The sequence below is a fragment of the Amycolatopsis ponsaeliensis genome, from assembly GCF_030182635.1.
GTDB classification, from domain to species: domain Bacteria; phylum Actinomycetota; class Actinomycetes; order Mycobacteriales; family Pseudonocardiaceae; genus Amycolatopsis; species Amycolatopsis ponsaeliensis.
On the sequence record NZ_JAPZLD010000005.1, the window covers coordinates 115,759 to 140,091 of the forward strand.

Genomic DNA, 24,333 nt, shown 5'->3' on the forward strand with positions numbered 1-24,333 from the left:
AGCGCACGTGCGTGCCCCCCGTGCACCCGCGGGCATCCGCACTTCCCCGGCCATCGCCTCCAGTCGTCACCGTGACGAAACGACCCGGTGTGAGCCCGGGGCCCCAGTTTCAGTTGGCAGAAATCGCGCTCGGCGCGCGCGAGACGCCACAGAGATCAACTTTTATTCGATAACACAGGTTATCGAAAACGCAGCTATGCACCTATACAAAGTTAGATAACTAAGACTGCAAGTTAGAGTTCTATAACTTAGTCCTGTAGACTCTCGATCATGGCAGAGGATGAGCGCGACCCGGCCGTTCCCGCTGGTGAGGCGGCTGAGGGTGCCGCGAACGCGCTGGCCGAGCGGCCACCCACGCCGCCGGCCTTGCGTCGCGGTGACGAACGGCGCGAGCGGCTCGCCGACCCGGAGTTGTGCGAGTTCTGCCAGCAGCACCCGCGCAAGCCGCCCAGCGCCGGCGGCGGACCGAAGCCGAAGCACTGCGCGCACGTCTGGGGCCGGGACCACCGCGGCAAGAACGTCACCTGCTCCCGGCTCGACGACGCGCACGACCTGTGGCTAGCCGTCTACGGCGGCACCGGCCCCCTGTCCCACCTCGACGTCGATGCCCAGGCCCGCCACCTCGACGCCCTCCGCGCCGCCCTCGACGACCTCTTCGCCGTGCTCGACCCCGTGCGGGGCGACCTCGTTCAGCTCAACGGACGCCTGGCCGGGGAAGTCGTCGAAGCGCTCGCTCGCGCAGAGCAGGCCGTGGCCGACGCCGAACTGGCTCGCCGGGAGACGCAGGTCGCCACTGTTGCCCGCAATGACGCGCTCGCCGCCAAGCAGCAGGCCGTCGAGGACGCCGCCGAAGCCCGGCGCAACGAGGGCACGGCGCTCGTCGAAGCCGACGAGGCCAGGACCGCGAAAAGGGACGCCGAGACTCGGGAGAAGGACGCCAGCACCCGCGCAGAGGCCGCCCGGCAAGCCGCCAAAGAAGCCACCGAGTCGCTGACGGCGGCAAACAAGACAATCTCCGAGCAGGCCACCCAGATCGGGGAACTGACCGGCACCAACAACCAGCTCGCCGCCCAGGCCCAGCAGCTCACCAACACGACCGAGGAACTGCGCGGCCTGATCGGCCAGCAGCGCACCGAGCACGAGACCGCTCTCACCACCGCGCGGACAGAAGCAGCGACGGCCCTGCAGGAGCAGCGCACCGAACTCGAGGGCAAGCTCAACGACCAGCAGAACAGGTTCGATCGCGAGCGCAAGGACACCGAACGCGAGACGGCCACCCGGGTTACCGAACTGAACAGCACGATCACCGACCTGGCCGGCCAGGTCGCCACGCTCGCGACCCGCGCCGAACAGGCCACGGCCGCCGCAGAACGCAACCAGGGTGCCGCCGAAGAATTGAGCCGGTTTCGCGCTCGGCTGTTCACCGCGCTTGCCACGGCCCGCCCGGGCGACGACGCCGGACTTCGGGCGCAACTCGCCGCGCTCGTGAACGCGGCGCAAGACGAGGATGACGACGAGGTTCGCCCGGGCGGCGCGACAGGGAGTTCGGACTGAACGAACCGTCTTGCCCTGATTACCGAGTGCCACTAGAACGCCTGCTCGAAAGGGTCGAACAGCCCTCTGACATGCAAAGATTGACGAACTTGGCTCGCTACTCGAAACCACCACCAGGCGGTATCGACGTGACCAGAAGAGGTCGACGATCGTCGTCACCGCGACCATCGACCAGGAAGGACTTCATCACCGTGACCGAGGACGAGGCGGCCCGCCGACGCGCCTACCAGGAGCTGTACGAGCGGCACCGGAGGCAGCAGCTCGCGCGGATCTCGACCGGCGGTTACAAGTACATCCACGACCGGGTCGACCCGCAGGCGCAGCTCGCCCGCCGGATCGCCGCCGCGCTGGTCGAGGCCGGGTTCACCCTCTACGACCGGGTCGCGGAGAACCCGCTCGGCGGAGCGATGATCATGCCGCGCACCGACCCTGAGGGCGGGGTGTACGTGGGCTGGACCATCCCCGACGCGCTCAGCAACGACTCCAGCAGGCCGGCGCTGCGCGCCCACATCACCAGGACGATGAACCAGGCCGTCCACGACGTCCTGGAGGCCTACGGCTTCGACGTCGGCGAACACCACCACCCTCTGCTGGCCACCTTGGGCCCGGATCCCGAACGTGCCCTGGAAGAAGAGCTCGACGAGTTCGGCGAGCACGTGGTTGAGCTGTGCAACGAGGTTCGTCCCGGCGGTCACATCCCCGCCGAGTGGCCCGAAGCCGACCAGATTGCCGTGGCGCTCGTGCTCCTGCAGCACTGGTACATCCAGGAGAAGAACCGCACGCCCCGCGACGCGGCCCGCGAGCTATTCGACGGGAAGGAAGTCAACCCGATGGCCTGGATCGAGTCGATGCGAACCGCGCTCGGGCTGCCCACGCGGGACCTGTGGTCCGCCGACTCGAGGCTGCCCACCACGGCGCTGCGCGTCCGGGCGGAAGGCCTGATCGACTTCGAACCGACCGACGAGGAACTCGCCGCGGTGTGGTCCGACGAGGAGTTCGCGGCCGAAGCCACGATCTTCGGCTGGGACGACGCGAAGGTCCTCGACCGGCTGCGCACCCACCTCACCACCCTGGGGTCGCTGCGGGCGCACGGACCCGACGACCAGTAACCCGGACCGACGTAGACGGCGAAGCCCCGACGTCCATCGCGAACGAGCACACCAGCCCAGAGGAGGAAGAACGTGAGCACCAGCCTCGTGCTGGCCGAACCGGCGTTCGTGCAGGAGTACCCAGAACTGCAGAACACCGGCGTGCCGGACTGGCTGCCGTTCGCGATAGAGCAGACCGTGATGTGGCTGACCCTGAGCTACGAGGGCAGCCACCGCAACGGCGGCAGCGAGAACACCACCAAGAACTACGCGATCGACCTGGGCGTGCCGCGGGCGATGCAGACCTGGCGCGAACCGGTCACCGGCAAACGCGGACGCCGCTCACCCGGCCCCCGACCCCAGGCGTTCCTGCGCTGGTGCGCGGCCTTCGACGTCAACCCGTTCACCGACATCGACGTCGACCTCGCACACGCCTGGACGCGGTACGGCCGATACTGCGGCGACGCGGACACCACGCTGCACCGCCGTGTCGGCGCGATCAGCGCCTGGTACTCAGCCATGCGCCGCCGCGAGCACACCACGATCGTGTTCGCCGACCTGATCACCCGGCAGGACCGCGAAAACCTCGGCATCACCGTCGTTCCGGCCTCGCCGACCGTGGCCGCGCCGCTGGCGGTGGTGCAGGCGGTGCAGGTCGCCGCGCTCCTGGACCCCTCGCCCATGCGGACCCGCAACCGCGTGATCGCCGAGCTGCTACCGGGCACCGGCCTGCGCGCGGCCGAGCTGTGCAACCTGGACATCGACGACCTGCACCGTTCCGGCCCCGGTGGCGTCCCCGCGCTCTACGTGCGCGGCAAGGGCGGCAAGTACCGCTGGGTCGGGCTCGACGACCACCAGCTCGCGCTCATCGACGACTACCTGCTCGACCGGGTTCCCCCAGATACCGGCATCGACGTCACCCTCGCCGGACAGGTCGGCAACCGGCCCGCCGTCGCGCAGCCGCTGCTCACCTCGATCAACGGACGGCGGCTGTCGACGCAGGCGGTCACCTACGTCCTCAACCGGCTCGGCGGCCTGCTCGATCCCACTTGCGATCACCCCATCGTCGCCGAGGCCGCGCTCGTCCTGGCCAATGCTGGTCGGCTGCACCCGCACCAGCTCCGACACGCCCACGCCCAGGAGGCCGACGACGCCGGCGCCTCGCTCAACCAGATCCGCCTGCAGCTTGGACACGCCTCGCTGGCCACGACACAGCTCTACCTCGACAACAGCACCAACCTGCGCAAATCCACCTCCGTGGTGGTCTCCCGGCTCATCCGCGAAGGCGTCGACCTCAGCACGCTTCCCACCGACGGCATCAGGCTCCGCGACCTCCCCGAACTCGAGGACGAGACGGAACACTCCTGACGATGTGCTGCGCGCCACCGAGGATTTCAGTAGCCGGGGCCCCGTGACCTGGGCACTGAAATCATCCGGGCACTCTTCGTCCCGCCGTGCGTGCTGGCGAAGACTTCAGTACGGCAGCAGTCAGAGACCCGAGCCTGTCGGAAGTCAGCGCTAGCATCTGGCTCAGTAGCCACACGAGCACAGCCGAGGACCACGAATGATCACTGAGGTCGACTTCGACATTCCGCAAGAGATCGCGGAGCGTCTAGCCGCCGGCGAACTGATCCGCTGGGGCGGCGTGGTGCGTAACCCCGCAGGACGCCTCGTAGCCCACCTCAAGGAGATCTCGGCTTCCAAGCCGAACGAGGATGTGGTTGAAGCGGCAGCCTGGATGCTCAAGAAGCCAGTCGTCATCGCGGGGCTCGCCACACTGACTGTCGTCGGGACGGCCACTGCAGCCGTCGCGATCGTCCGCAAGCGGAAGCGGGTGCAACCGGAGTGCGTCAAGAACTACAACGACTCACTTCGCGCCTACATCGAGGCTGTCCGCAACCAGAGCCTCGATGCCGAGATCATCGACCGCCTCATCGCCGATCTTGGTGCTGTTAAGGCGTACTCCGAGAACGGCAACATCACGGTCGACTTCTCTGTGGAGCAGTCCGACTCGATCGATCTGGATGAGTTTCCGGAGTCGACCCCGACTTCGACGGACGCTCCCGTCGTGGACCTGCGTCGCTACCTTGAGGTCCAGCGGAAGCTTTTCAACGACGCAGCCTGATCGACTCAGCGCCAGGCCCCCACTGAAATCTTGGGTGCCGGACTGAAATCTTCGGTGGGCACCCGACACGGTGGCTGCCGAGACCCCCATCGCTGCTGCCACAAGGTGGCAATCAGATTGCCACCCATGCCGACCTGGGATTTGGTGGTGGGCGCGGCGACCGGAGCCGAGCGCAGCAGACCCGGTGGCCGGCGGCAAGGCGCCCGCTGCCGCGGGCGGCGCACGCGCCAAGCCTGGCCGCCGGCCACCAGCGCCCGCTGCTCAGGTCCCCGGGCGCACCCGCCCAGCCACACTTCATCCAGCACCGGCACGCACCAAGGAGGGAAAGCCGATGTCCAGCCCACAGCCCGACGACGACGGCACCCAGCTCGAGTTCACCCGCACCGTCGATCTCGACGACAGCCGCTACGTCCTGACCGCAAGCACTGACCGGACCGCGGCCGACACCCTCATCATCGAGGTGCTCGGTGCCGGACCGGACGCCGAGGTCAGCATCGAAGGCCGGCTCACCGTGCGCTCCAGCGCGCTGGAGCACCTCGGGCCCATGTTTAGCGAGGTTTTCCCAGTTGACCAGCCGGCGAAGGTGCGCAAGCCGCGCCGGCGCGGCTACGGCAAACCCACCAGGTCCTACCAGCCCTGGACCGATGAGCTCAAGGCGACACTGCACGCTGCGTGGATGGTCGCCGACCCTGCGGCCCCGCCCCAGAAGATCGTCGACGGTATCGCCGAAGCCCTCGGCACGACGCCGGATACGGTCAAGGACAAGTTCGGAACGCCCGAGGCAACCCGGGAGCCCGCGAAGGTCATTGCCGTCATCGCTGGGCTGATGCAGCGCACCGACGGTGCGATCTCCAACCAGCTGCCCCGCCAGGACCTCGATCCGGAGCGACCCGGCCACCCGGCCCAGCAACACGAGGAAGTAGAGACGTGACAACCGAATCTAGCGCCCACCGCTCCGAGTTGGTCGCCCTGCTGCCGCAGCTGCGCCAGCAGCTCACGCAGCTGCTGGCGACGCTGGACAGCGCACGCACCACGGCCGAAGTCGGTGAGCTGGGGGAGCGGGCGCCTGAAGCGGACGCGATCAGCCAAGCCCTGACCGCCGCCAGGTGGACGCTCGACGCGCTCGATCCCGCCGCGACTCCGAAACAGCGCGCCGACAACCTGACCGAAGCCGCGGTCCGCTGCGGGTACGTCATCACCGCGGCACACCGGCGTCTGGCCGAGCTGCAGACCCCGGCGGACATCGCCGCCCAGGAAGAGGAACGCCGGATGGGCGCCCTTGAGTTGGGCGAGCTGCTGATCAACCAGGCCGATCTGATCGTGTCGCAGTTCGATGACGACGACGCTGAGACCCGCCACCGCGTCACCATCAGGATCGCTGACGACGGCCGCCTCGCCTGGGAGAGTGACACCCTTGCGCTGCGCACTCCGTCGAACCATGACCAGCTCGCCCTCACCGCTACCTTGATTACGCAGGCCGAAGCGCTGCACAAAGCGTCATCGCAGCCAGCTGGATAAGCAGCCCGACGTCCGGCACCAGGACGGCGCCGACTCGGTTCCGGCTCACGGCGTCCGGCTATCGCTTCGCGACCGAGGCCGGCGTCGACCGCCTCGTGGGCGCTGTGGGCGACTGGACCGTGGTGGCGATGAATGCGGAGCGCCGCCGACCACCCAAGCGCGGCCGGTCCGGCTCGCTGAGCTGAAGCCCTGTCGCTCAGGCTTCGTCCAGCGGACACTGCGGTCGTCCGACCCGGCCAGGCTTGGCGATGCGACGGACAAATTTAGTCGATATCGTTTAAATGTGACGTCCAAGACCTTCGTGCCGTTCGTCGACCAAGGCGAAGCCCTGCGCGAGCTCATGCGCGCCGAGCAGATCCGGGTGAGCCAGTGGAAGGCGCCACACAAGCGAGAAGCCAGCAAGATCGAGAACCCGACCGAGCGCGCGATGCTGCGGGCCCAGCAGAAGAAGGACTTCGAGGAGGAGGTCAAGGCCGGCAGGCTGATCACCACGCGCGACACACTGATCGGACCCGCCGTCAAAGCCGAACTCGACGCCCGCGGCTGGACCGGACCCTATGATCCAGTGCCGCCACTCGGCCGCGGCGGCGGTCGACGCTGGGGCTCGACCAACATCCACGGCGACAAGCGGCACCAGATCAGCGTTCGGCTCGACGACGACCTGCACGAACGTCTCGAAGCAGCCTGCTTTCATGAGACGGCAGACCTGGTCAACCAGCTCGAGGCCTTCTACGGCAACTTCGGCGATTCGTCCCACCTGCTTGACGCCCGGCCCGGTGAGGAGCCCACGGCACTCGCCGCCCGCTACCGGGACCAGTTGCGCTCCGAGATCATTACCACCGGTGACATTATGCGCGCCGCGATCGACCGAGTCATCGGCGTCATCCCGGCCGTCGTCAACGTCACGCAGGACCAGTACGTCGCTCTGCACGTGGTCCTCTTCGCGGAAAAAGAACGCGCACGCCGCTGGTGGCGCCCGCGAAACAAGGCGATGAAACGCATGACGGACCCACAGGAACGCAAGCGGGCTCGCGATGGACATGAGGCCGCGTTCACCGCGGCCGTGAACGCCGGCGAACTCATCGTCACCATGGACGGCCTGCTCACAGCTGCGATTCATGCCGAGCTTGAGAGCCGTGGCTGGACCGAGGAGTACAAGCCACTGCCACCCGAGGCTGCGCGCACGGCAGGGCAGAATGCGCCTCGGCCGCCCGACGCGGACCAAGACGAAGCTCGCGACCACCAAGTCCGTCTGCGCCTGGCGGGACCGTTCGGTATCCACCTTGAGCGAGCCTGCTACTGGGAAAGCACGAAAGCAGGGCACACGGTGACACCGGCCGACGTCCTTGCCGACGCAGTCGCCCTCCTCCTCGCCGCCACCGGCTTGCCGGACACCTAACCTGCACGAACCTGGCGAACCTTGGCCATCGAACGCTTATTTAGTCGATATCGATTAAATAGTCCCGTTCTGCCTGCTCACGCGCCACAGGAAGAGCCTGAAGCGCTTTGCGCCGCAGCTGCCCTGTCCCGGACGAAGGTGACGGTGCTCGGACCTAGAGGCGGAGGCAGCAGCGGGGGGTTCGGAGGTACATGGCCTGTCGCCTGCCGGTGATGTCTCGCGGCCGTGGGTATGCTGTCCTTTGCGGGCCGGACGGCGGCCCTGCTGGCGCGGCATCCCCCGGCTTTGGATGCTGCATTCGGGCTGGCAGAACTAGCTGAAGCTCGCCGTGTACGTGTGGGTCGTCAATTTGTCGGTGCGTGACTTCGACACGACCGAGCCGGGCGGGGGTGTGTCGGGGAAAGGCGTCGGCCATGGCCGTTCAGCGGCAGTTGTTCGATCTTCCTGCCAAGCGCAGGATCTACACGGGGGAAGCACACCAGCTCGCGCGTCAACGCGTAGTAGAGCAGCACGAGCACGGCGGCGGACCGCTCGTCCCGACTGCGGCGACCGTAGGTCAAGCGACGATCGAAGCCGTTGTGCTCGTCGCTCTGGCCCTCCACATCGGGTGGCACCGACCCGCGCAGCTCGGCGGCGTCTACGGCATCCGCAGTGTCTCGCCGACCACCACCAGTATCGACCTCGACCTGACCGAGGACGGGATTTCCCTGTTGGCTGAGGCGATCCTGCCCCGCACGATCCCCGGCGATGAGACAGGCGGGGAGGAACGACTGATCGGCGTACCGGGGCTGCGATTCACCGCGCTGTCGCGGGGTCGAGTCCGGCTGCACCGGCTCGACGGCGGTGGCGAGATCGTCCTCACCCGGGCGGGGCAGAGGTGGCGTCGAGTCTGCGAGGACCTTGCGGCGCAACAGCCTGCCGGGGCGTCGGCGTGCTGGCTTGCCACCGAACGCACCGACACGGAGCACGAGGACACGCGGACACCGTGGCTGATCGCCAGGTGGAGCACCATGCTGCGTCGCGTCGCGCTGTGGCGGGACGCGAACACCGTCGATTTCGCGGCCGAGCTGCCCGCACCGGAGTTCCTGGCAGGTCCCTATCCCGAGCTGATGGCCTCCGCTGGGCTGGAAGCGCGGCGTGGAATCACCGTGGCGTGCCTGGCCCGGGGAGGAGGACTCGGACGCTCGACGATGCTGCTGGAGGTGGCCGCGGCGTGGGCAAGGCAGGGCAAGCGGGTGTTGGTGGCTGACCTCGACCCTCAGCGCTCGCTCGAGCACGCGGTGAAAGGCGAGGCGTTGGACGAGGGAACAGCGCCGTGGGCTGCTGGCGGTGGGGAACGGGTACTTCACCGTGGCGACAACGATGGTGAACTGCGGCTGCTCACCGGGCTGGTAGGCACCAGCGTCGAGTATCAGCGCCGAGTGTTGGAGGCGGCGCAGGCCCACGCTGACTTGATTCTGCTCGACACCGCTCCCATCGGCGCAGGCCCAGAGGTCCGGTTCGCGGCTGGGTTCGCCGACGTCGCGATCACCTGTGTCCGCATCTATGGTGATCTGTTCGGATGGACCGAGACCGTGTACTCCGATCGTTACTGGCCCATCCACCAACGTCGGCAACGTCGCACGGCGATGATGAACTGGCTGAACGACACCTACGACGTGTACGTGGAGATCGGCATGGATGCTGGCCCCGAACCTGTCGCACCGACCGCCCTGCTGGATGACGCTGTCGTGCAGGCGCGCACGACCGGCACGCCCCTGGCCGACACGCTGTGGGACCTGCATTCGCACAGGGACACCGACGTCGAGGTGCTGGCGCGGCCGGGCGATGACGGTGCCAATTGGTTGGGCGTCGAGGACGCGGACGACAGTCTCACGCGGGTGGGCCCATGGATCGAGGCGCAGCGCGAGCCGTTTCTGACCGCGGTCGGTACCCTGGGCCGGGAGCTGTTCGGCATGGAGTGGGATCCGGCCGGATGGATCGAGCACCAGCGCGCCCCGCTTGAGGGGCCCGAACAGCCAGGGATCGAAGCCGCAGACGATCCAGAGGCCCCACGGCAGGGCGACATCACTCACGTATATCGGTCCTATGAGGACGAAACGGCGATCGCGAACGTCAACACCAGTCTTGTCCGCGATGGACTCGATCCCTCATCCGCCGCAGGGAGAGTCATCGCGGCCGTCCCCATCTTCGACCAAGAACTGCCCCCCGAGGCCCTGGAGCACTGCGCGCGCCTGGCCAGTTCCTTCGTCTACCCGGTTCTGGACACGGGTCTTTCGTGGAGCCAGGTGATGGGCATGTTGTGGGACCGCGGCATACCACTCACCCTGACCCACCCCGATCACCCCGCGGCGAGGGAAGTGACCGCCACAGCGGATCGACTATTCGAGCGGATCACCCGTTGATCATGGTGGTGCCGCGCGGAACGCTGGCGCGGCACCACACAAACGAAACCAAGCCGTGGGCTGGCAAAGACGAACGCCGGCCCCGAGAAGACGCCCCAACTCCGACGAGCGTGCATGCAACGATCCACAACATGAGATCACCGATTCCGCCAATCAGGTCTGGACATTCAGGCCAGTGACCATTCGGACCGACATGACGGACCACAGTGTCTGCCCGGCCGGACTTTGCGGATGCGCGCGTCGTTGACCTGCTACACGAAAGTAGATCCGGGCAGCGGTGACGCACCTTCTCCCGGGAACCCGGCGGATTCGGTGCCCAGACGGGGTCAGTCCCGTGGTGCGCAGGTGCGGAAGTGCTTGAGGGCTTGGTTGGTGAGGTGCTGGTGGCGACCACGTTCGAGGGGCATGACCGAGCTGGTAATGGTCCCGGTGTGCGCGGCGTCGATCTGAACGGCGATCGCCTGGTAAGCCGCTGTGATCAGGTCGGTGCTGTCGTCGGCGACCGTGATTGGGTCTGCATACAGGGTGACTGTGTAGGACAGCTGCCGACGTGCCGGCTGGGTGTGTCGACCGCCGGGGTCGATGACGTCCAGGTCCGCTAAGAGTTCCGGATTCTGTGGAGGGTCGACGATGTCCAGGACGAGGGCGACGGTGGCGACCATCGACAGTGTGGCCGCGGTGACCGCATCGGCGATGAGTTGGCCTATCGCGGAGGCGTTCGTGTCGACGGGGCAGTCGGCGGCGATCAGGATCGACACCTCGTGTCCCGTGAACCGCAGGTCGTTGTCCGGCACTGGTGAGCATCCCTCGTTCAACACGGCCTCGTCGACTGCCGCTGGGTGAGCGTCGAGTATGCCAGGGCTGGGCGACCCGCAAAGTAGGCCCGGATACCGCAAGGTTCGAGCGGACGGAACACGCAGGTCCGCGGTCAGCCGTTCCGTCAGCCTCGGCCGGACAGGACGACAGCGCCTCCTCGGCGCGGGCACCGTGGGCACCCGGCAGCGGAGCACACCCGGGGACCGGGCGGGCGGGCAAGCCCGCTGCTCCGGCGCGATGAAGACCGCCTTGCCCGCCCGGCCCCCGGGCGCGCTTCCCGCGCGTGGTACCCCGTACCCGCACGCGCGAGGAGCACGTACCCATGCCCGCGACACCGACGCAGCCATTCGCTGACCGAGCCGAATTTGATGAGGCCGTCCACGACGTTCACGTGGCCGGCGTGACCTACTACGACAGCGACGTCGCCCCCATGCTCAGCGACTCCGACTACGACAACCTCGTGGCAAGGATCGCGGCGACTGTGGCGCTGCACCCGGACTGGCAGGAGCCGGGCGCCGCCATGGGCGTCGCCCCCGGCGCCTCCGCCGGTCCGGTCAAGCACAGCCCGCCGATGCTCAGCCTGGATAAGGTCACCACCAATGTTGAAATGGCGGAGTTCGTCCGCGCTCTCCCTGTCTGCGAGACCATCGTCGAAGTCAAGATTGACGGGATGGCCGTCCACGCCGACTACCGCGATGGTCGGCTGGTCCGTGCTGCGACCCGCGGCAACGGACTCGCGGGCGACGACATCACCTCGCAGGTGACTCGCGATCCCGGCATCGCGGGACTTCCCGTGACGTTGCTCCGCTCGTGGACAGGAGCCGTCCGTGGGGAACTGTTCATGTCCACAAAGGACTTCGAGGCGGCCAACGAAGCGCGCGTCAGCGCCGGCAAGAAGCTGTTCGTCAACCCGCGTAACGCCACCGCAGGTTCCATTCGCAAGGTGGACCGTCTCTACATCGCGCCGATGAGCTTCGCAGCCTACGCCATCAGCGGTGATGAACTCGACCACCTCGACAACCACCTCGAGCGCATGGCGTTGGCCAAGGCATTCGGGTTCAGCACCGCGGCCATGCTCACGATCGGTGCGCTGCCCGCCGATGTCTCCATCTCGTGCCGGACGGCCCGCGACGTCCAAACGGTCATCGACACCATCGGTGACCGGCGGCCGAGCCTGTCCTTCCCGATCGACGGCGCCGTGGTGAAGGCCCAGTCCCGAGCCGTGCGCAGCAAAATGGGTAGTGGATCCAATGCGCCGCGCTGGGCGACCGCGTTCAAGTACCCACCGGACACGGCGTTCTCCGTCCTGCGCGACATCGAAGTCTCCGTCGGAAGGACAGGACGCGCCGGGTTCCGCGCCATCATCGACCCGGTGACCGTCGGCGGCACCACGATCAGCGCGGCCACGCTCCACAACGTCGCGTGGATTCGGCAACAGGGGCTGGGGCTCGGGTCGCGCCTGGCGGTGATGCGGGCAGGCGATGTGATCCCGAAAATCACGGCGGTGGTGGGCGAGCGACCGGAAGGCATCGCGCCCTGGGAACCGCCGCCGAACTGCCCGCAGTGCGACGAGCCCTGGGATCAGTCCAGCCAGCTGTGGCGGTGCACCACGCCGGCCTGCTCACTCGTGTCCCTGCTGACCTACGCCGCATCGCGCGACGTCTGGGACATCGACGGCCTCGGCGAGGAGATCGCCACCGCCTTGGTCGAGTCGGGCCTGGTCACGGGGATCGCCGATCTGTTCTTCCTGACTGCCGCGCAGATTTCGGCCGTTTCCTACGCACGCACGACCGGTGCTCGCCACATCGGCACCGCCACCGCGGAGAAACTCCTCGCCGGGATCGCCGCAGCGAAAAGCCAACCGCTGGCACGGCACATCACCGCACTGGGGATCCGCATGACCGGCCGCCGGATGGGCCGCGCTCTGGCAACCCACTTCCAGTCCCTCAGCGCGCTGCGCGCAGCGACAGCAGAGGAACTGGCGGACGTCGACGGGGTCGGGCCGGAGAAGGCACGGTCTATCCACGCAGGACTGCGCGAGCTGAGTGACGTCATCGACAAGCTGGTCGCGGCCAGCATCACCGGTCAGATCGAGACCGCACCGGTCGTGCAGAGTTCACCGCTCGCGGGCAAACGAGTCGTGATCTCCGGATCGGTGGACGGCATGAACCGGACCCAGGCGCAAGAGGCCGCCGAGCGGCTGGGAGCGACGGTCGCGAGTTCGGTCAGCGCCCGCACCGATCTGCTCATCCTCGGACCCGGAGCCTCGGTCGGCAAGGAAGTGAAGGCCGGTCAGCTCGGCATCGACACGATGCCCGCCGCTGAATTCGCGGCCTTGTACACCGAACTCCTCGGCAAGTAGCCCACGCAACCCGGCAGCGGTCTGGCCGGCACCTGTTCCAGTTGCCGGCCAGGCACTGCCACTTGCCAGGACGTGCATGCGCGTGTTCGCAAGCCCGGTCGGCCGGGTAGGCGCAGATGGATGGCATGCCCACGACGCGATCGGGAACGGTCGTGGCAAATACGCATCGCCTAGGTGTGTCGGTGTCTGTTGCCTGACGCAAGTTGTGTTGCCCGCCAACAAACCCACCTCGTACCCGCGGTGCCCGGTGCCCCAGAGGGCCTGTGGCGATTCGGGAACTCGCTGCACGCCAGCAGACCGAGACTGGCGGGTCAAGGCAGACCGCTTCGCGGTCGGCGCAAGCGCCGAACCTTGTACTCCGCCAGCCCTGGCCCGCTGTTCGGCGCGTGTTCACGCACCACCACCCACCCCAAGGGACACAGAGTCCCTAAAGCACAAGGAGAATCCCATGGCTGGAGACACCGTCATCACGGTGATCGGCAACCTCACGTCCGACCCGGAGCTTCGCTTCACCCCGTCCGGTGCGGCGGTCGCGAACTTCACGGTCGCGTCCACCCCGCGCACGCTGGACAAGCAGTCGGGTGAGTGGAAGGACGGCGAGGCGCTGTTCCTGCGCTGCAGCATCTGGCGGCAGGCGGCGGAGAACGTCGCCGAGTCCCTGACCCGCGGCGCGCGCGTCGTCGTGCAGGGCCGGCTGAAGCAGCGGTCGTTCGAGACGAAGGAAGGCGAGAAGCGGACCGTCGTCGAGCTCGAGGTCGACGAGATCGGGCCCTCGCTGCGCTACGCCACAGCGAAGGTGAACAAGGTCAGCCGTGGCAGCGGCGGAGGTGGCGATGACGCCTGGACCAGCGCTCCGCCCGCTGGGCCCGAGATTCCGGACGAGCCTCCGTTCTGATCCTGCCGACCTCGCCGGCTACAGGCCGGTGCCCACCTCGGGCACCGGCCTGACGGTGCGACTCACCCCGGCCGCCAGCGCCACTGCGGCGGTCCCCGGCGCCCAGCGACTAGGCGAGCGCTGGGACCGGGACTTTAGACGGGCTGGGACGAGGCAGAAAGCGGACGTGAGCACGGGGCCTGGTGCGCTGCCGCCTTGTTGTGCTCGTCTTCCAGCTGTTGACGGCGTTTCCCCGGACGGTGCTGACCTGTGGGTTTACCGTTTCCAGCTAATCACGCAACCATCATCTCGTTGTGCAGCGCCGAATTCATGTCCATCGTGGATTGCATGACCGCTGCACTCATCACCCCGCCGAAGCAGTTGATCCGCATCGCTCCCGGGTTGACGCTCACCAGTGACCTCTACGAGGTCGCGGCCGCTGGCGTCGTCGAGCACACGCCGGATCTTGCGCCCTTGCGCTGGGAAGACTTCATCTCACGACAGTGGACGCTCGTGCCGGACGAGCTCACCGGCGAGCCGTACAAAGCCGAACTGCGCCTCAGCAAATTCAGCGGCCTGAACTACTGGTTGGCGCCAGATCGTCGTGGTGGCGAAGTCTCCAAGTGGCACAACCATCCCTGGGATTTCCACTCCGCTACCTTGGGTGGGTTACTGGTCGAAGACCGGATCGTCCGCGCCGACGGCAAGTTCGTCTACACCCCCGGTGTGGAGCATCGCACCGGGGACATCAACCACGTTGGCCGCGAGGTCTTCCACGAAGTCATCGATGTCGAGCCTGGGTCGATGACGTACATGATGTACGGGCCCGGAATGAACCACTGGGGCTACCTTGATGCCGACGGCAACTACACCAAAGCTGTACCGCCCAAAGGGTTCCTGACGCGGCTGCGCGAGCTGAACCCGCACCAGAGGTAGCGGGCACCGGCCGCTGTTGGCGGGCAGGGAAGGCAATGGACCGCGTAGACAACGAAATGATCGCCATCGCCTTGCCTGGCCAGAGTGCGGCCGCTGGTCGACGCGGCTACTTGGGAGCCTCGATGGCCCAGGTCCGACGTAGCGCATCGTCCGCCACCGCGCGCAGCCGTTTCGGCATCCTCGTCCACACCGGAGTGCCGCGCCAGGTTTGATCCGCTGTTGCACGATAGGCCAGCACGACACCGGTCGCGCTGTTGGGGAAAAACGCTCGCTGCCCAGCCATCCACGCTGTTGGGTTCTGTGGGCGGGCGACGAACGGCCCCATCACCGGCATGTTCCGTTCTGGGTGTCCGAGCTGATCGGCGGACGGATCGATCAGTACGTCGGCGTCCGGCGACCTCAAGATGAGGTGCCCGTCCCATGCGCTGCCGGCGGCGACGAGCGGCAGGGGTTCCTCTCCCGGCATCGGGTCGCCGACTCCGAACGAGAACCCCCTGCACTGGTCCTGAGGGACGCCGGATGACATGTCGGCCAACCACTGCGGGCAACATGCCCAGGCTCCGACCGGCTGCGGCTCGAACCGCAGCCCGTGCGCGCGGAGTACGTACTCCATCGCGCGGGTCGACTCCAGGCACGTCTGCACCTGATACCCGGCGTCCAGAATGTGTTGCCGCACAATCAAGGCGGCGTGCTCCAGCCACACCGTGGACACGGTCTTGCTCACGCTGGTTCCTCCTGTGATGGGACGTGGTTACATGGTCACGGTGCGGTCATCCGCAGCAAGTGTTGGCGGGTCTGCTGGACGTCGCCCAGGGCGCGGTGGCCGCCGCCGTTGCGCAGCAACCGCCTGGAATAAGCGTGTTCGGACCGCGGCACCATCACATCAGCCCAGTGCCCAGCGTTGGCCAAGCGGCTGCGGCGTATCCCGTGCCGTTCGCAATCGAACGTGATCACGTTGCGGTCGTAACTTGCGTTGTAGGCCAACACAATCTTGCCGACCGTGGCGCGTAGAAGTCTCTTGTAGACGATGGGCCAGGTCGGCACGCCTGGGGCGGTCACCTCGCTGTCGGTAATGCCATGCACCGCGTAGGCGCCCGCCTCGATCGGCACGCCCGGGTTGACCAAGGTGTCCAACAACGTCCGGCCCGTGCAGGCGTCAATCACGGCGATCTCGCACACCGCGCCGCCCAGCGACACCGTCTCGGTATCCAGGATCACGGCGACGCCCTGCTCCAGCATGGCGCGGGCGAAGTTGACCGCGGCGCCGGCGGCCGAGCCGATCGTGATCGACTTCCGGTGCTGCGTCAGCTCCGGGCGGGAGATGAGCGAGGCCACCACCTGGTCCCGGGTCAGGGCGGACTCCGGAGTGCGCTCCCAGTCGATCTCCCACGCTTTCGCCCCGGGCCGGTACCAGCCCCACATTTCGACGCCGTGCGCGTCACCGAGTTCGCGCAGCCAGCGTCGCAGCAGCGTGGCGCGCTCTGGCGGACGCTCGGTGACCAGGTCCCACAGCGGGGATCGCTGGCCGGGGCCGGTCTCGCGGACCAGGTGCCAGACCGAGTTCTCGGCCAGCGACTCCACATCGCCGGTGCGATACAGCGGGATGGTGATCCACTTCTCCCGCCCGACCTGCTTCTCGTGGCTGCCCACCGTTCCGATCAGCTTGGCCTTGACCGCGATGTCGAAGTGCCGCCGCACGCCCTGCACGTCCAGCAGGTTCTCCAGCAGCGACGCAGCCGCGTCCGCGGTGATCGTCTGCTCCGCCCGGACCCGCTCCCGTTGCGCAGTGTCGGTGCGCAGCCGCTCGGCCAGGGCCTCAATATCGCCGGTGCGGTAGCGGGGGCCGGAGAACGAGTGTTGCCGTCGACCGTGCGTCGAGGGGGCAGGTGCGGTCGTGAGCAGTCCGAGCGTGGTCGCCGCCTCGACATGCCGGCGCCCGTCCTCAACGTCCAGCACCCGCTCCAGCAGCAGTCCGGCCGCGACCACGGTCATGGGCCGGTCCGCATGAACGCGCTCGCGAAGCGCGATGTCGGCACGAAGCCGTTCGGCCACCTCGTTCGAGATCCGCCAGTCCTGGCCGGCCGGCACACCGCGCTCGGCCAGGACCGCGGTCAGCTCGTCGCGGCTCCAGTCCAACCCCTGCGCCAGCTCCTGGACCGGGATCGAGGACTTTTCCCAGCCCAGACGAGCATCCACGACCTCGGCGACCAACTCGGGCGCGAGGGCGTCGACCTGAGCAGGGGCGTAGAGGTCGTAGCCGTTGAACACCTCGGCCTTCGTCAGGTGCCCGGCCTGTGCGAGAGCGGCCACATCATCGGCCTCGACCGGCCGGTCCAGGCGCGTGGCCAGCCGAGTGGCGCACTTGTGCAGACCCACCGGGCGTTCGGCGCCGAACCGCTGCACGATGCCGGTGACCAGCCCACGTACCTGCTCGACCTGCTCGGGCAGCCAGCCACGGGAGTGGCCCCGGTCCGGGATCATGCCGGCCTCCTGGGCGCGTTCAAACTGCCATCGGGCCAGACCCACCTCGTCGGCCAGGGCAAGGGGGCCGAGGTAGCCGCGTGTGCTCGTCGTCATCGGTGTTCGTCTCCTCCTGCCCGCAGTCGTCTGACCACGTCCTGTCACCGGTTGGATGGGAGTATCGCAGGGGGGACCGACAAGATCGGGTTGCGCGCCAGCTCGCTCACCGCCCGCCGGCGCGCGTCGCCTTCCAGGGCAGGTACCTGGACGTGCTGGCCCAGGACAAGCCTCCCCCCGCCAGCGAGGCGCAGCTGCTGTCCGCCCGCTCGACTGTCGATCGGCGACCTGGACACCCGCCGCGACCTGGAGGGCTCTCCGACGCTGGCAGGCTCCCGCCGGCTGCGCCCGAAGCGCCGCCAGCCCGCGCCGACCGGGGGAGACCAGCCTCGCTACCGCTCGGTCGCGCTGCGCGCGATCCCGCCCCGGTCGGCCGAGCGCAGCGCCCCGGCCGGTCCGCGGAGCCTGCCCTGCTGACGTCGCCCTCAAAACCACGGCGGCTGCCAAGGGGTCCCGATCTCGCTAATCGATGAGGGCGGGGACTGAGTCAGTCAATGGCAGTCTCTATGTTGAAGGAGAGAAATGAAGCTGAAGAAGCTGGCCAAAAAGACGTGCATTCACGCCTTCTCGTTCGTTCTGAACTCGAGTGTGCCGTCCGTAGCGGGCAACTGCTTCTACCACGGCTCGTTCGACTCGGAGTCCGGCGCGTGTCCCCGCTGCAACGACTGATCTCGTTTCCGCGTCAGTGAAGGCTGTGATTTAGCCGTTCGAGGCGCCCTGTGTATTCGAATACGCAGGGCGCCTCGTGCCGTCAGAACGTCGGCGGGATGAGACTGCCCGGTTCGGCTTGCCAGGCTCGTTGGCGTCGTGGTTCGAGCCCGACGACCGGGCTTGGCGCGCTCGGCGAAACCGTGCTCCCGCAGACCTCATGCTCGCCCACCGGCAGCGCACCAGCCCTTCGTCCGTGGGCGCGCCCTATCGGGCGGTGAGACCACTGTGGACATGCGCCGCAGCGAGAACACGCCCCCTTGTGTACCAACGAAATCTTGCGAGAGGGAATGATGTCGATCCGATCTTTGAGCACAGCCATGACGACGCGGCAGCCCTGCGGCTGCCATTGCGTGGGCGGAGCCGGGCGCCGGTCCTGCGCAAGCGGCCCCCCGTCGGGCTTCCGCGGACCCACTGAGCTTCGGGGCGCCCGGTGAGCCGGCACGGCTGGGTTCGCCTCGGACAAGACACGCGTACCTGCGAAATCTGCGGGATGTCGGTGGAACGCAAGCCCGATCGGCGATTCGCGTGGTCGCTGCGCATCGGCAAAGCCGTGGTCGTCGACGACGTGCTGGTCTCGGCCGGGCAGTCAGCCACCTTGAAGGCGCTGCCCGGGTGTAGTGGTGCTCAGCGTCAGACGACGGACGGCCGTCCGGCCCGCGTCCGGCACGGGGCGTTCATCCGGCTTGCCGGAGCACGTGAGGTCCTTCGGATGACGCCGTCGGGGCGAAGCACCGACGACGAGGAAAACGCCGCGGTGTTCCCCGATGAGCAGTCGGCGCAACGTCGCGTCGAGCAGTTCCTGCCGCAGCTGGAGCAGCAGTACCCCGGCAGCGACATCTGGACCGCGCCGCTGTAGTTCCGATCGGCGATGTGCGGGCCGAGCTCAGAGGGCCCGCTGCTTGACGGCGGACCGCCGACGAGGCGCAGGCCTCGCCTGCAGGCGAGGATGGAGCGTCACCAGCGAGTGGCGAACGTCCTCGGCCGTGTTCTCGAAGGCCCGCACATCGTCGTCGAACAGCTCGTACACACCCAGGCTCGGCGGACCAGGTGGTTCAGGCCATCGCGACACCAGCTGCTCACCGGCGCTGATCAAGCGCGTGACGAGCTCCGCGAACCCCCGTGGCCCGCCACGAGAACACGCGCGACACCAGGTCAGCACATCGTGGACAGCGTCGATCAGATCGGCACGGCCGTCCGAGTGGACGCGCAGGAAACACACCAACTCGGTGTGCAGAGCCGTGGCGGAAGGGTATGGATCTTCGTTCAGCCGCGGGTTAGAGGCCAGCAGCTGCGCGTGAACGACGCTGATCTCCGCGACGAACCGGTCAACGGCGCGCGCGCAGTCCTGCGGACGCTGGCGGACCATGTCGTCGTGAGCCCAGCCGCCGAGAATGAGAGTTTCGCAGCTTTGACCCGTCCGGATGGCCAGGCCGATCGCGTCCGAACGGGAGTCGGATCCGATGACGTCGACGAGCGTGCTCTGGACCTTCCGCGCGATTGCCACGGCAGCAGGCCCAGACAGCGGCCGGGCAGCGTCGGCCAGCAGGCGAAGCACGTCGGCGAGGGCGACGTCCGTTTGCTCCCGTTGTCGCTGGAAAGGCCTCATCGAAGCACCCTAGCGCCCGGGCGGGGCCCCGGCCCGTCAGCCGGCTGCGGACCGCCGGTCCGGTGGCTTAGCGGGTCTTGTCGGGTCATCCCGTGGTGCCGGCGTCGTCCTCGGCGCGCTGTCTACGGCGCTCGAGCACCGCGTCGGGATTGAAGTAGCCGGTGGAGGCTCGCTTCACGAAGAACTCCCACTCTTTCGGGGTGTAGGTGATGACCAGGTCGTCGGCGTCATCCGGGGGCGTCTTGCGGACCGCGGTGTAGGTGACGCCGTCGGTGTGCGGCACGAATGCCACCTCGATGACCTCAACGCCGTCCTCGACATCTTCACCGCCCTGCCAGTGTGCGTCGGTCAGGTCCAGGTGGCCGATGACGTCACCGCTCTTGCTGTAGATCGGCGCGCTGGTCCTGCGCATCTTCATGGTCCTCACAGTTCTGCTGGTCAACCGAGCCCGAAGGTATACCCGACCGCGTCCACGCTGGTCCGACCTACCCGTTCGCCAGGCTCGAGCGCGGATTCGCCCGTGCGCCAAGTCGCGACCCGGTCGCCACGGGCTGCGGGCGATCGCACGCTGGACCACCGCGCCGGCTGCGCCCGAAGCGCCGCCAGCCCGCGCCGACCGGGGGAGACCAGCCTCGCTGCGCTCGGTCGCGCTGCGCGCGATCCCGCCCCGGTCGGCCGAGCACGGCGCCCCGGCCGGTCCTGCCTCGGTGGTCCCCGGCGAGTCGCGCCCCGCTGCCCGCGGGGGACCAGCCGCACCCATGACGGGGGCGGCAGTCCTGGCCCGGCGCCCGCCAAAACGCCGGTTCCCCACAGAACCGAAGGAGCACCACCGCGATGACCACCGTGGAGTCCGTCCTGACCACCCGCAACGCCAGCCTCCGGGATATGGCGAACCTCCTGGAGATCCAGCAAGATCGCAAGCTCGATATCGTCCGCCCCGCCAATGACCTGCGGATGGTCGACGGTCGTCTGGAGATCGACGGGATCGGCGAGCCGACGATCACCGCCAGCGGCGTCACCCGCGGCGCCCTGTTTGTGCCGACCGCCACCTGCGACCGCGGATTCGCCGAGAAGCTGGGCATCCCGGTGAAGTACCTGCGCGAAATGCGCGCGACCGGGAAGCTGGCGCTGCTCGATCACAACGTCAACGAGTGGCTGTCCGACGAGCCCGAGAAGCGGTTCCTCACCCGGACCCTCAAAGGCGGCGGCAACCTGCCCGGCGTCGCCCGCGCGTTGTTGTCCGAAAACTACCGGTTCGTTGACAACCTCGACGTGCTGATGGCGATGCTGGAGGGGATCCGGCTGGCCGGCGTCCACGTCGACGTCAACCAGTGCGACCTGACCGAGACCCGGATGTACGTCAAGGTCAGCTGCCCCGAGGTCGCCGCGCACGCCCCGGCTCTGCTGCGCAACTACACCAGCCCATTCACTGGCCGGCGAGGCGCCGACAACCCGCTGGTGTTCGCCGGATTCGTCTTCAGCAACTCCGAAATCGGGCACGGCAGCTTCTCCATCACCCCGCGGATCGTCGTCCAGATCTGCGACAACGGCATGACCTTCACCCAGGACGCCATGCGCGAGGTCCACCTGGGCGGCAAGCTCGCCGACGGCGTGGTCCGCTGGAGCTCCGATACCCAGGCCGCCGTGCTGGACGTGCTGATCAAGCAGGCACGCGACGCCGTCACCACGTTCCTCAACCCGGCCTACGTCCAGGCCAAGATCGCCGAGGTCGAGGCAGAGGCCGGAGTTCGCGTGCGCGACGTTGACGCGACCCTGGAGTACGTCGGCAAGCAGCTGCGGTTCACCGAGACCGAACGCAAGACGATTCTCGACCACTTCTTCGATGGCGGCGACCGCACCTCCGGTGGTGTCCTGCACGCGGTGACCAGCGCCGCGCAGACCCTCGACGACGCCGACCAGGCCTACGAGATGGAACGCCAGGGCCTGCCCGCGATGCGCCACGCCGCGGCCTTCCAGCGCTGATCGACCCCACGGGCCGGCCGGGGAACGCCCCGGCCGGCCCCTGTCGGCGCCACACCCAAAAACTCCCTCCGGAAAAGGAGCTTTGTCATGTCCCGCAACACAAAGCGATGGGGAATCACGATTCGGTCTGACGACCGAACCCCTTTCATCGTCCGAGCGGCCCAGCAGTACGCCGGGCTCCCGCAGCACGGCCTGGTGCTCGGCGTGTACCAGCGCACGACCGAGGCTGGCTACTCGATCCTCGTCAAGCCCTGCTGCGTCGTCGACCTGCGGGATCAGCTGGACACGCTGCTGGCGGCCGAGCCAAGTGCCGCAGTCGAGGTGACTTTCCGAGAACACGATCAGTATTACGGCGCCACCCTGCACATCAACAACTCGCCGGACGGGCTGAGTTTCCGGGTCAGCCGTGGCGACGCCTTCCCCAAGACGTCTGGCACCGCGCTGCTGAAACCGTCCAGCGTCACGGAGTTGCGGAACGGGATCGCCGAATGGCTCAGCTCCAATGAAATAGCCGGATGATGATCGCATTCTTGCGCTGAGCGCGGCAGGTGTCCGTCCCTGGTCCGACGCGCTCGTGACGGGCGCGGTGGCGCCTGGTGGAACCCATGCGGGTGTCGCCGGGGCTGGTGATCTGCGTGAAGCCGATCAGACCGTCGCCGGGTTCGTGGAGATGAACCCGGCCCGAAATGCGTGGGCCGGGTTCATCTCCACCCCTTCGGGCCCGGCACGGCCTGATGTTCGGCACGCAGATCACCTGCTCTCGGCCGAACCCGCCGGCAACGTCTCGCCGGATTGAGGGAGGCGCGGGGCGCGGTGATGTCGCTGCATCAGCAGCCATCCACCCCTTTATGCGAAAGCGAGCGCACATGCCTGCATCCACCATCGTTGTCTCCGGTGGCCAGTTCCGCCTTTACGACGACTCCGTGCAGACCTTCGACCGGTTGCCAGTGGCTACATACGCCATCAATTTTTCCAAAATGGACGGATACAGCCTCCGCCAGGTCGCCCCACTTGCTTCCGGCGACGAAACTGTCTACGGCTCACATGAACAGCGCGTGGATCGCATTATGCGCGCCTACGTAGCCATGGATCGATCCCTGGGAGTGATCCTCTCCGGAGACAAGGGAATGGGCAAGTCACTATTGCTCCGGATGCTTGCCGAGCAAGCACGCGAGCAGCTGGAGCTGCCGACGATTCTTGTCCAGCACTCGACCCCCGGGCTGGCGTCCTTTTTGGACGACCTAGGCGAGGTTGCGGTCATTTTCGACGAGTTCGAAAAGGTCTTCGGCAGCAACGGCGAGGACGAGGCGCAGACCCAGTTCCTTTCCCTCTTCGACGGACTGAGCGTGACCAAGCGTCTTTATGTCCTCTCGGTCAACGATCTAGGCAGGGTCAACGAGTTCATGCTCAACCGCCCCGGACGCTTTCACTACCACATGCGATTCGCCTACCCGGATCCTGAGACGGTCGCCACCTACCTGCGTGACCAGGTATCCGGGGTCGCGGCGACCCAGGTCGACGAGGTGGTCGAATTTTCGAGGAAGTACGACTTGAACTTCGATCATTTGCGGTCCATCGCTTTCGAGCTGCGCCGAGGTGAACCGTTCGCCGAGGTGATCGGTGACCTCAACATCAAACGCATTGAGCGTCCCGACTGCGCCGTTGAGGCCCGCATCATCTGGCAGGACGGCGAAAGCGACGTCATCACCGGTTCCATCGACCTTTTCGATCGCGACGGCGTGCAGGCGATCAACGACTACGAGATCGACGTGACCTTACGGTTCCGTATGAGGGATGCCGTGTCGACCAAGGGCGGCTACCGGCTCAGTGCTGGCGCCTTCGAGATGGTCGACATGCGGAGTGCGCACAGGAAGGCTGAGGACGGCGAGCTACCGGCTGTTGCCTCCGTCGTGCTCAGCCGCTCCCGGAAACGCGCGATCGACTTCTGAGGCAACCGCCGCCTGGCCCGCCGAGGGGCTTGCACCATCTCCTCGGCGGGCCCCTGGCATCTGGTTTCCGCAGGCCCCCGGGGGAAGTCAACCGCCCTCGTGGCGGCCAGAAATCACCAGAATGTTCTGTGCAGCCAATCGCAGCGATCCCGCCGGTGTTGATTCCCATGGGACTGTGGCCAGGGCTTGCCGATGTGCGCGTCGCCGATTCGACCGCAGGCTGGAACTTCCGTCGCCCTCGTCGGGCTTGACGCATCCACCCCGACACCGCTTCCCGCTGTGGCCTGACCGACTGTTGTGGCCCGGCGGCTCATCTGCAGCCGGGCGGGATTGCGGACGTCCGAAGTAGAGCACTTCGCGGGGCGAGGCGGGGCGGCGATGAACCCGCCCGGCCGCGCGGGGTGACGGTCCTCGCTCCGCTGCGGGCCAC

21 protein-coding genes are annotated in these 24,333 nt (G+C 67.4%); 16 read left to right on the forward strand and 5 right to left on the reverse strand.

The annotated features are described in order from the left end of the window. Positions 1-270: 270 nt before the first annotated feature. The 8 genes from QQ657_RS09485 (at position 271) to QQ657_RS09520 (ending at position 10,089) form a co-directional block, all read left to right on the forward strand. Complete coding sequence (locus QQ657_RS09485) at positions 271-1,554, forward strand: coiled-coil domain-containing protein (RefSeq protein ID WP_284741738.1); 1,284 nt, start codon at positions 271-273, stop codon at positions 1,552-1,554. Positions 1,555-1,745: 191 nt separating this feature from the next. Continuing rightward, positions 1,746-2,663, forward strand: a complete 918-nt coding sequence (locus QQ657_RS09490) for a hypothetical protein (RefSeq protein ID WP_284741739.1) — start codon at positions 1,746-1,748, stop codon at positions 2,661-2,663. Between the two features lie 72 nt (positions 2,664-2,735). Then, a complete protein-coding gene (locus QQ657_RS09495) occupies positions 2,736-4,010 on the forward strand; it encodes a tyrosine-type recombinase/integrase (RefSeq protein WP_284741740.1) in 1,275 nt (424 codons plus the stop codon). Positions 4,011-4,206: 196 nt separating this feature from the next. After that, entirely contained in the window at positions 4,207-4,767 is a 561-nt protein-coding gene (locus QQ657_RS09500; RefSeq protein ID WP_284741741.1) for a hypothetical protein, read from the forward strand. 331 nt (positions 4,768-5,098) lie between these two features. After that, on the forward strand, positions 5,099-5,698 hold the full coding sequence (locus tag QQ657_RS09505) for a hypothetical protein (protein ID WP_284741742.1): 600 nt from the start codon (positions 5,099-5,101) through the stop codon (positions 5,696-5,698). Then, positions 5,695-6,285 (forward strand): hypothetical protein, encoded by a 591-nt coding sequence (locus QQ657_RS09510; protein WP_284741743.1) that lies wholly within the window; start codon positions 5,695-5,697, stop codon positions 6,283-6,285. Before QQ657_RS09505 ends, QQ657_RS09510 begins: the two co-directional genes overlap by 4 nt. A 283-nt stretch (positions 6,286-6,568) precedes the next feature. Continuing rightward, positions 6,569-7,684 (forward strand): hypothetical protein, encoded by a 1,116-nt coding sequence (locus QQ657_RS09515; protein WP_284741744.1) that lies wholly within the window; start codon positions 6,569-6,571, stop codon positions 7,682-7,684. 413 nt (positions 7,685-8,097) lie between these two features. Next, the gene (locus QQ657_RS09520) at positions 8,098-10,089 is read left to right on the forward strand and encodes a nucleotide-binding protein (RefSeq protein ID WP_284741745.1); all 1,992 of its coding nucleotides are present in this window, start codon (positions 8,098-8,100) and stop codon (positions 10,087-10,089) included. 326 nt (positions 10,090-10,415) lie between these two features. On the opposite strand, the gene QQ657_RS09525 is transcribed toward QQ657_RS09520, so the two are convergent. Continuing rightward, the gene (locus tag QQ657_RS09525; protein WP_284741746.1) at positions 10,416-10,883 is read right to left on the reverse strand and encodes a hypothetical protein; all 468 of its coding nucleotides are present in this window, start codon (positions 10,881-10,883) and stop codon (positions 10,416-10,418) included. A gap of 344 nt (positions 10,884-11,227) precedes the next feature. Here QQ657_RS09525 and ligA point away from each other — a divergent pair, with 344 nt between their 5' ends. The 3 genes from ligA to QQ657_RS09540 all read left to right on the forward strand — a co-directional run bounded on the left by ligA (position 11,228) and on the right by QQ657_RS09540 (position 15,077). Beyond that, positions 11,228-13,267, forward strand: coding sequence for an NAD-dependent DNA ligase LigA (gene ligA, locus QQ657_RS09530; RefSeq protein WP_284741747.1), 2,040 nt, complete (start codon positions 11,228-11,230; stop codon positions 13,265-13,267). 448 nt (positions 13,268-13,715) lie between these two features. Continuing rightward, positions 13,716-14,162 (forward strand): single-stranded DNA-binding protein, encoded by a 447-nt coding sequence (locus QQ657_RS09535; protein WP_284741748.1) that lies wholly within the window; start codon positions 13,716-13,718, stop codon positions 14,160-14,162. Positions 14,163-14,489: 327 nt separating this feature from the next. Beyond that, positions 14,490-15,077 (forward strand): hypothetical protein, encoded by a 588-nt coding sequence (locus QQ657_RS09540; protein ID WP_284741749.1) that lies wholly within the window; start codon positions 14,490-14,492, stop codon positions 15,075-15,077. Between the two features lie 106 nt (positions 15,078-15,183). Here QQ657_RS09540 and QQ657_RS09545 read toward each other — a convergent pair whose 3' ends face one another. Together QQ657_RS09545 and QQ657_RS09550 are read right to left on the reverse strand one after the other, a co-directional pair. Further along, complete coding sequence (locus tag QQ657_RS09545; RefSeq protein ID WP_284741750.1) at positions 15,184-15,801, reverse strand: hypothetical protein; 618 nt, start codon at positions 15,799-15,801, stop codon at positions 15,184-15,186. Between the two features lie 35 nt (positions 15,802-15,836). Further along, positions 15,837-17,654 carry a 3'-5' exonuclease gene (locus tag QQ657_RS09550; protein ID WP_284741751.1) on the reverse strand — a complete coding sequence of 606 codons (1,818 nt, stop codon included), beginning with the start codon at positions 17,652-17,654 and terminating at the stop codon, positions 15,837-15,839. Between the two features lie 522 nt (positions 17,655-18,176). Here QQ657_RS09550 and QQ657_RS09555 point away from each other — a divergent pair. Both QQ657_RS09555 and QQ657_RS09560 read left to right on the forward strand, forming a co-directional pair. After that, positions 18,177-18,323 carry a hypothetical protein gene (locus tag QQ657_RS09555; RefSeq protein ID WP_284741752.1) on the forward strand — a complete coding sequence of 49 codons (147 nt, stop codon included), beginning with the start codon at positions 18,177-18,179 and terminating at the stop codon, positions 18,321-18,323. 532 nt (positions 18,324-18,855) lie between these two features. After that, the gene (locus tag QQ657_RS09560; protein WP_284741753.1) at positions 18,856-19,221 is read left to right on the forward strand and encodes a hypothetical protein; all 366 of its coding nucleotides are present in this window, start codon (positions 18,856-18,858) and stop codon (positions 19,219-19,221) included. Between the two features lie 27 nt (positions 19,222-19,248). On the opposite strand, the gene QQ657_RS09565 is transcribed toward QQ657_RS09560, so the two are convergent. After that, positions 19,249-19,971, reverse strand: coding sequence for a hypothetical protein (locus QQ657_RS09565; protein WP_284741754.1), 723 nt, complete (start codon positions 19,969-19,971; stop codon positions 19,249-19,251). Positions 19,972-20,056: 85 nt separating this feature from the next. Then, the gene (locus QQ657_RS09570) at positions 20,057-20,389 is read right to left on the reverse strand and encodes a DUF397 domain-containing protein (protein WP_284741755.1); all 333 of its coding nucleotides are present in this window, start codon (positions 20,387-20,389) and stop codon (positions 20,057-20,059) included. Positions 20,390-20,805: 416 nt separating this feature from the next. Between QQ657_RS09570 and QQ657_RS09575 the strand changes: the two genes are divergently transcribed. The 3 genes from QQ657_RS09575 to QQ657_RS09585 all read left to right on the forward strand — a co-directional run bounded on the left by QQ657_RS09575 (position 20,806) and on the right by QQ657_RS09585 (position 23,903). Then, positions 20,806-21,954 (forward strand): DUF932 domain-containing protein, encoded by a 1,149-nt coding sequence (locus tag QQ657_RS09575; RefSeq protein WP_284741756.1) that lies wholly within the window; start codon positions 20,806-20,808, stop codon positions 21,952-21,954. Positions 21,955-22,041: 87 nt separating this feature from the next. Beyond that, on the forward strand, positions 22,042-22,473 hold the full coding sequence (locus tag QQ657_RS09580) for a hypothetical protein (RefSeq protein ID WP_284741757.1): 432 nt from the start codon (positions 22,042-22,044) through the stop codon (positions 22,471-22,473). A gap of 347 nt (positions 22,474-22,820) precedes the next feature. Further along, the gene (locus QQ657_RS09585) at positions 22,821-23,903 is read left to right on the forward strand and encodes an AAA family ATPase (protein ID WP_284741758.1); all 1,083 of its coding nucleotides are present in this window, start codon (positions 22,821-22,823) and stop codon (positions 23,901-23,903) included. The last annotated feature ends 430 nt before the right edge of the window (positions 23,904-24,333 follow it).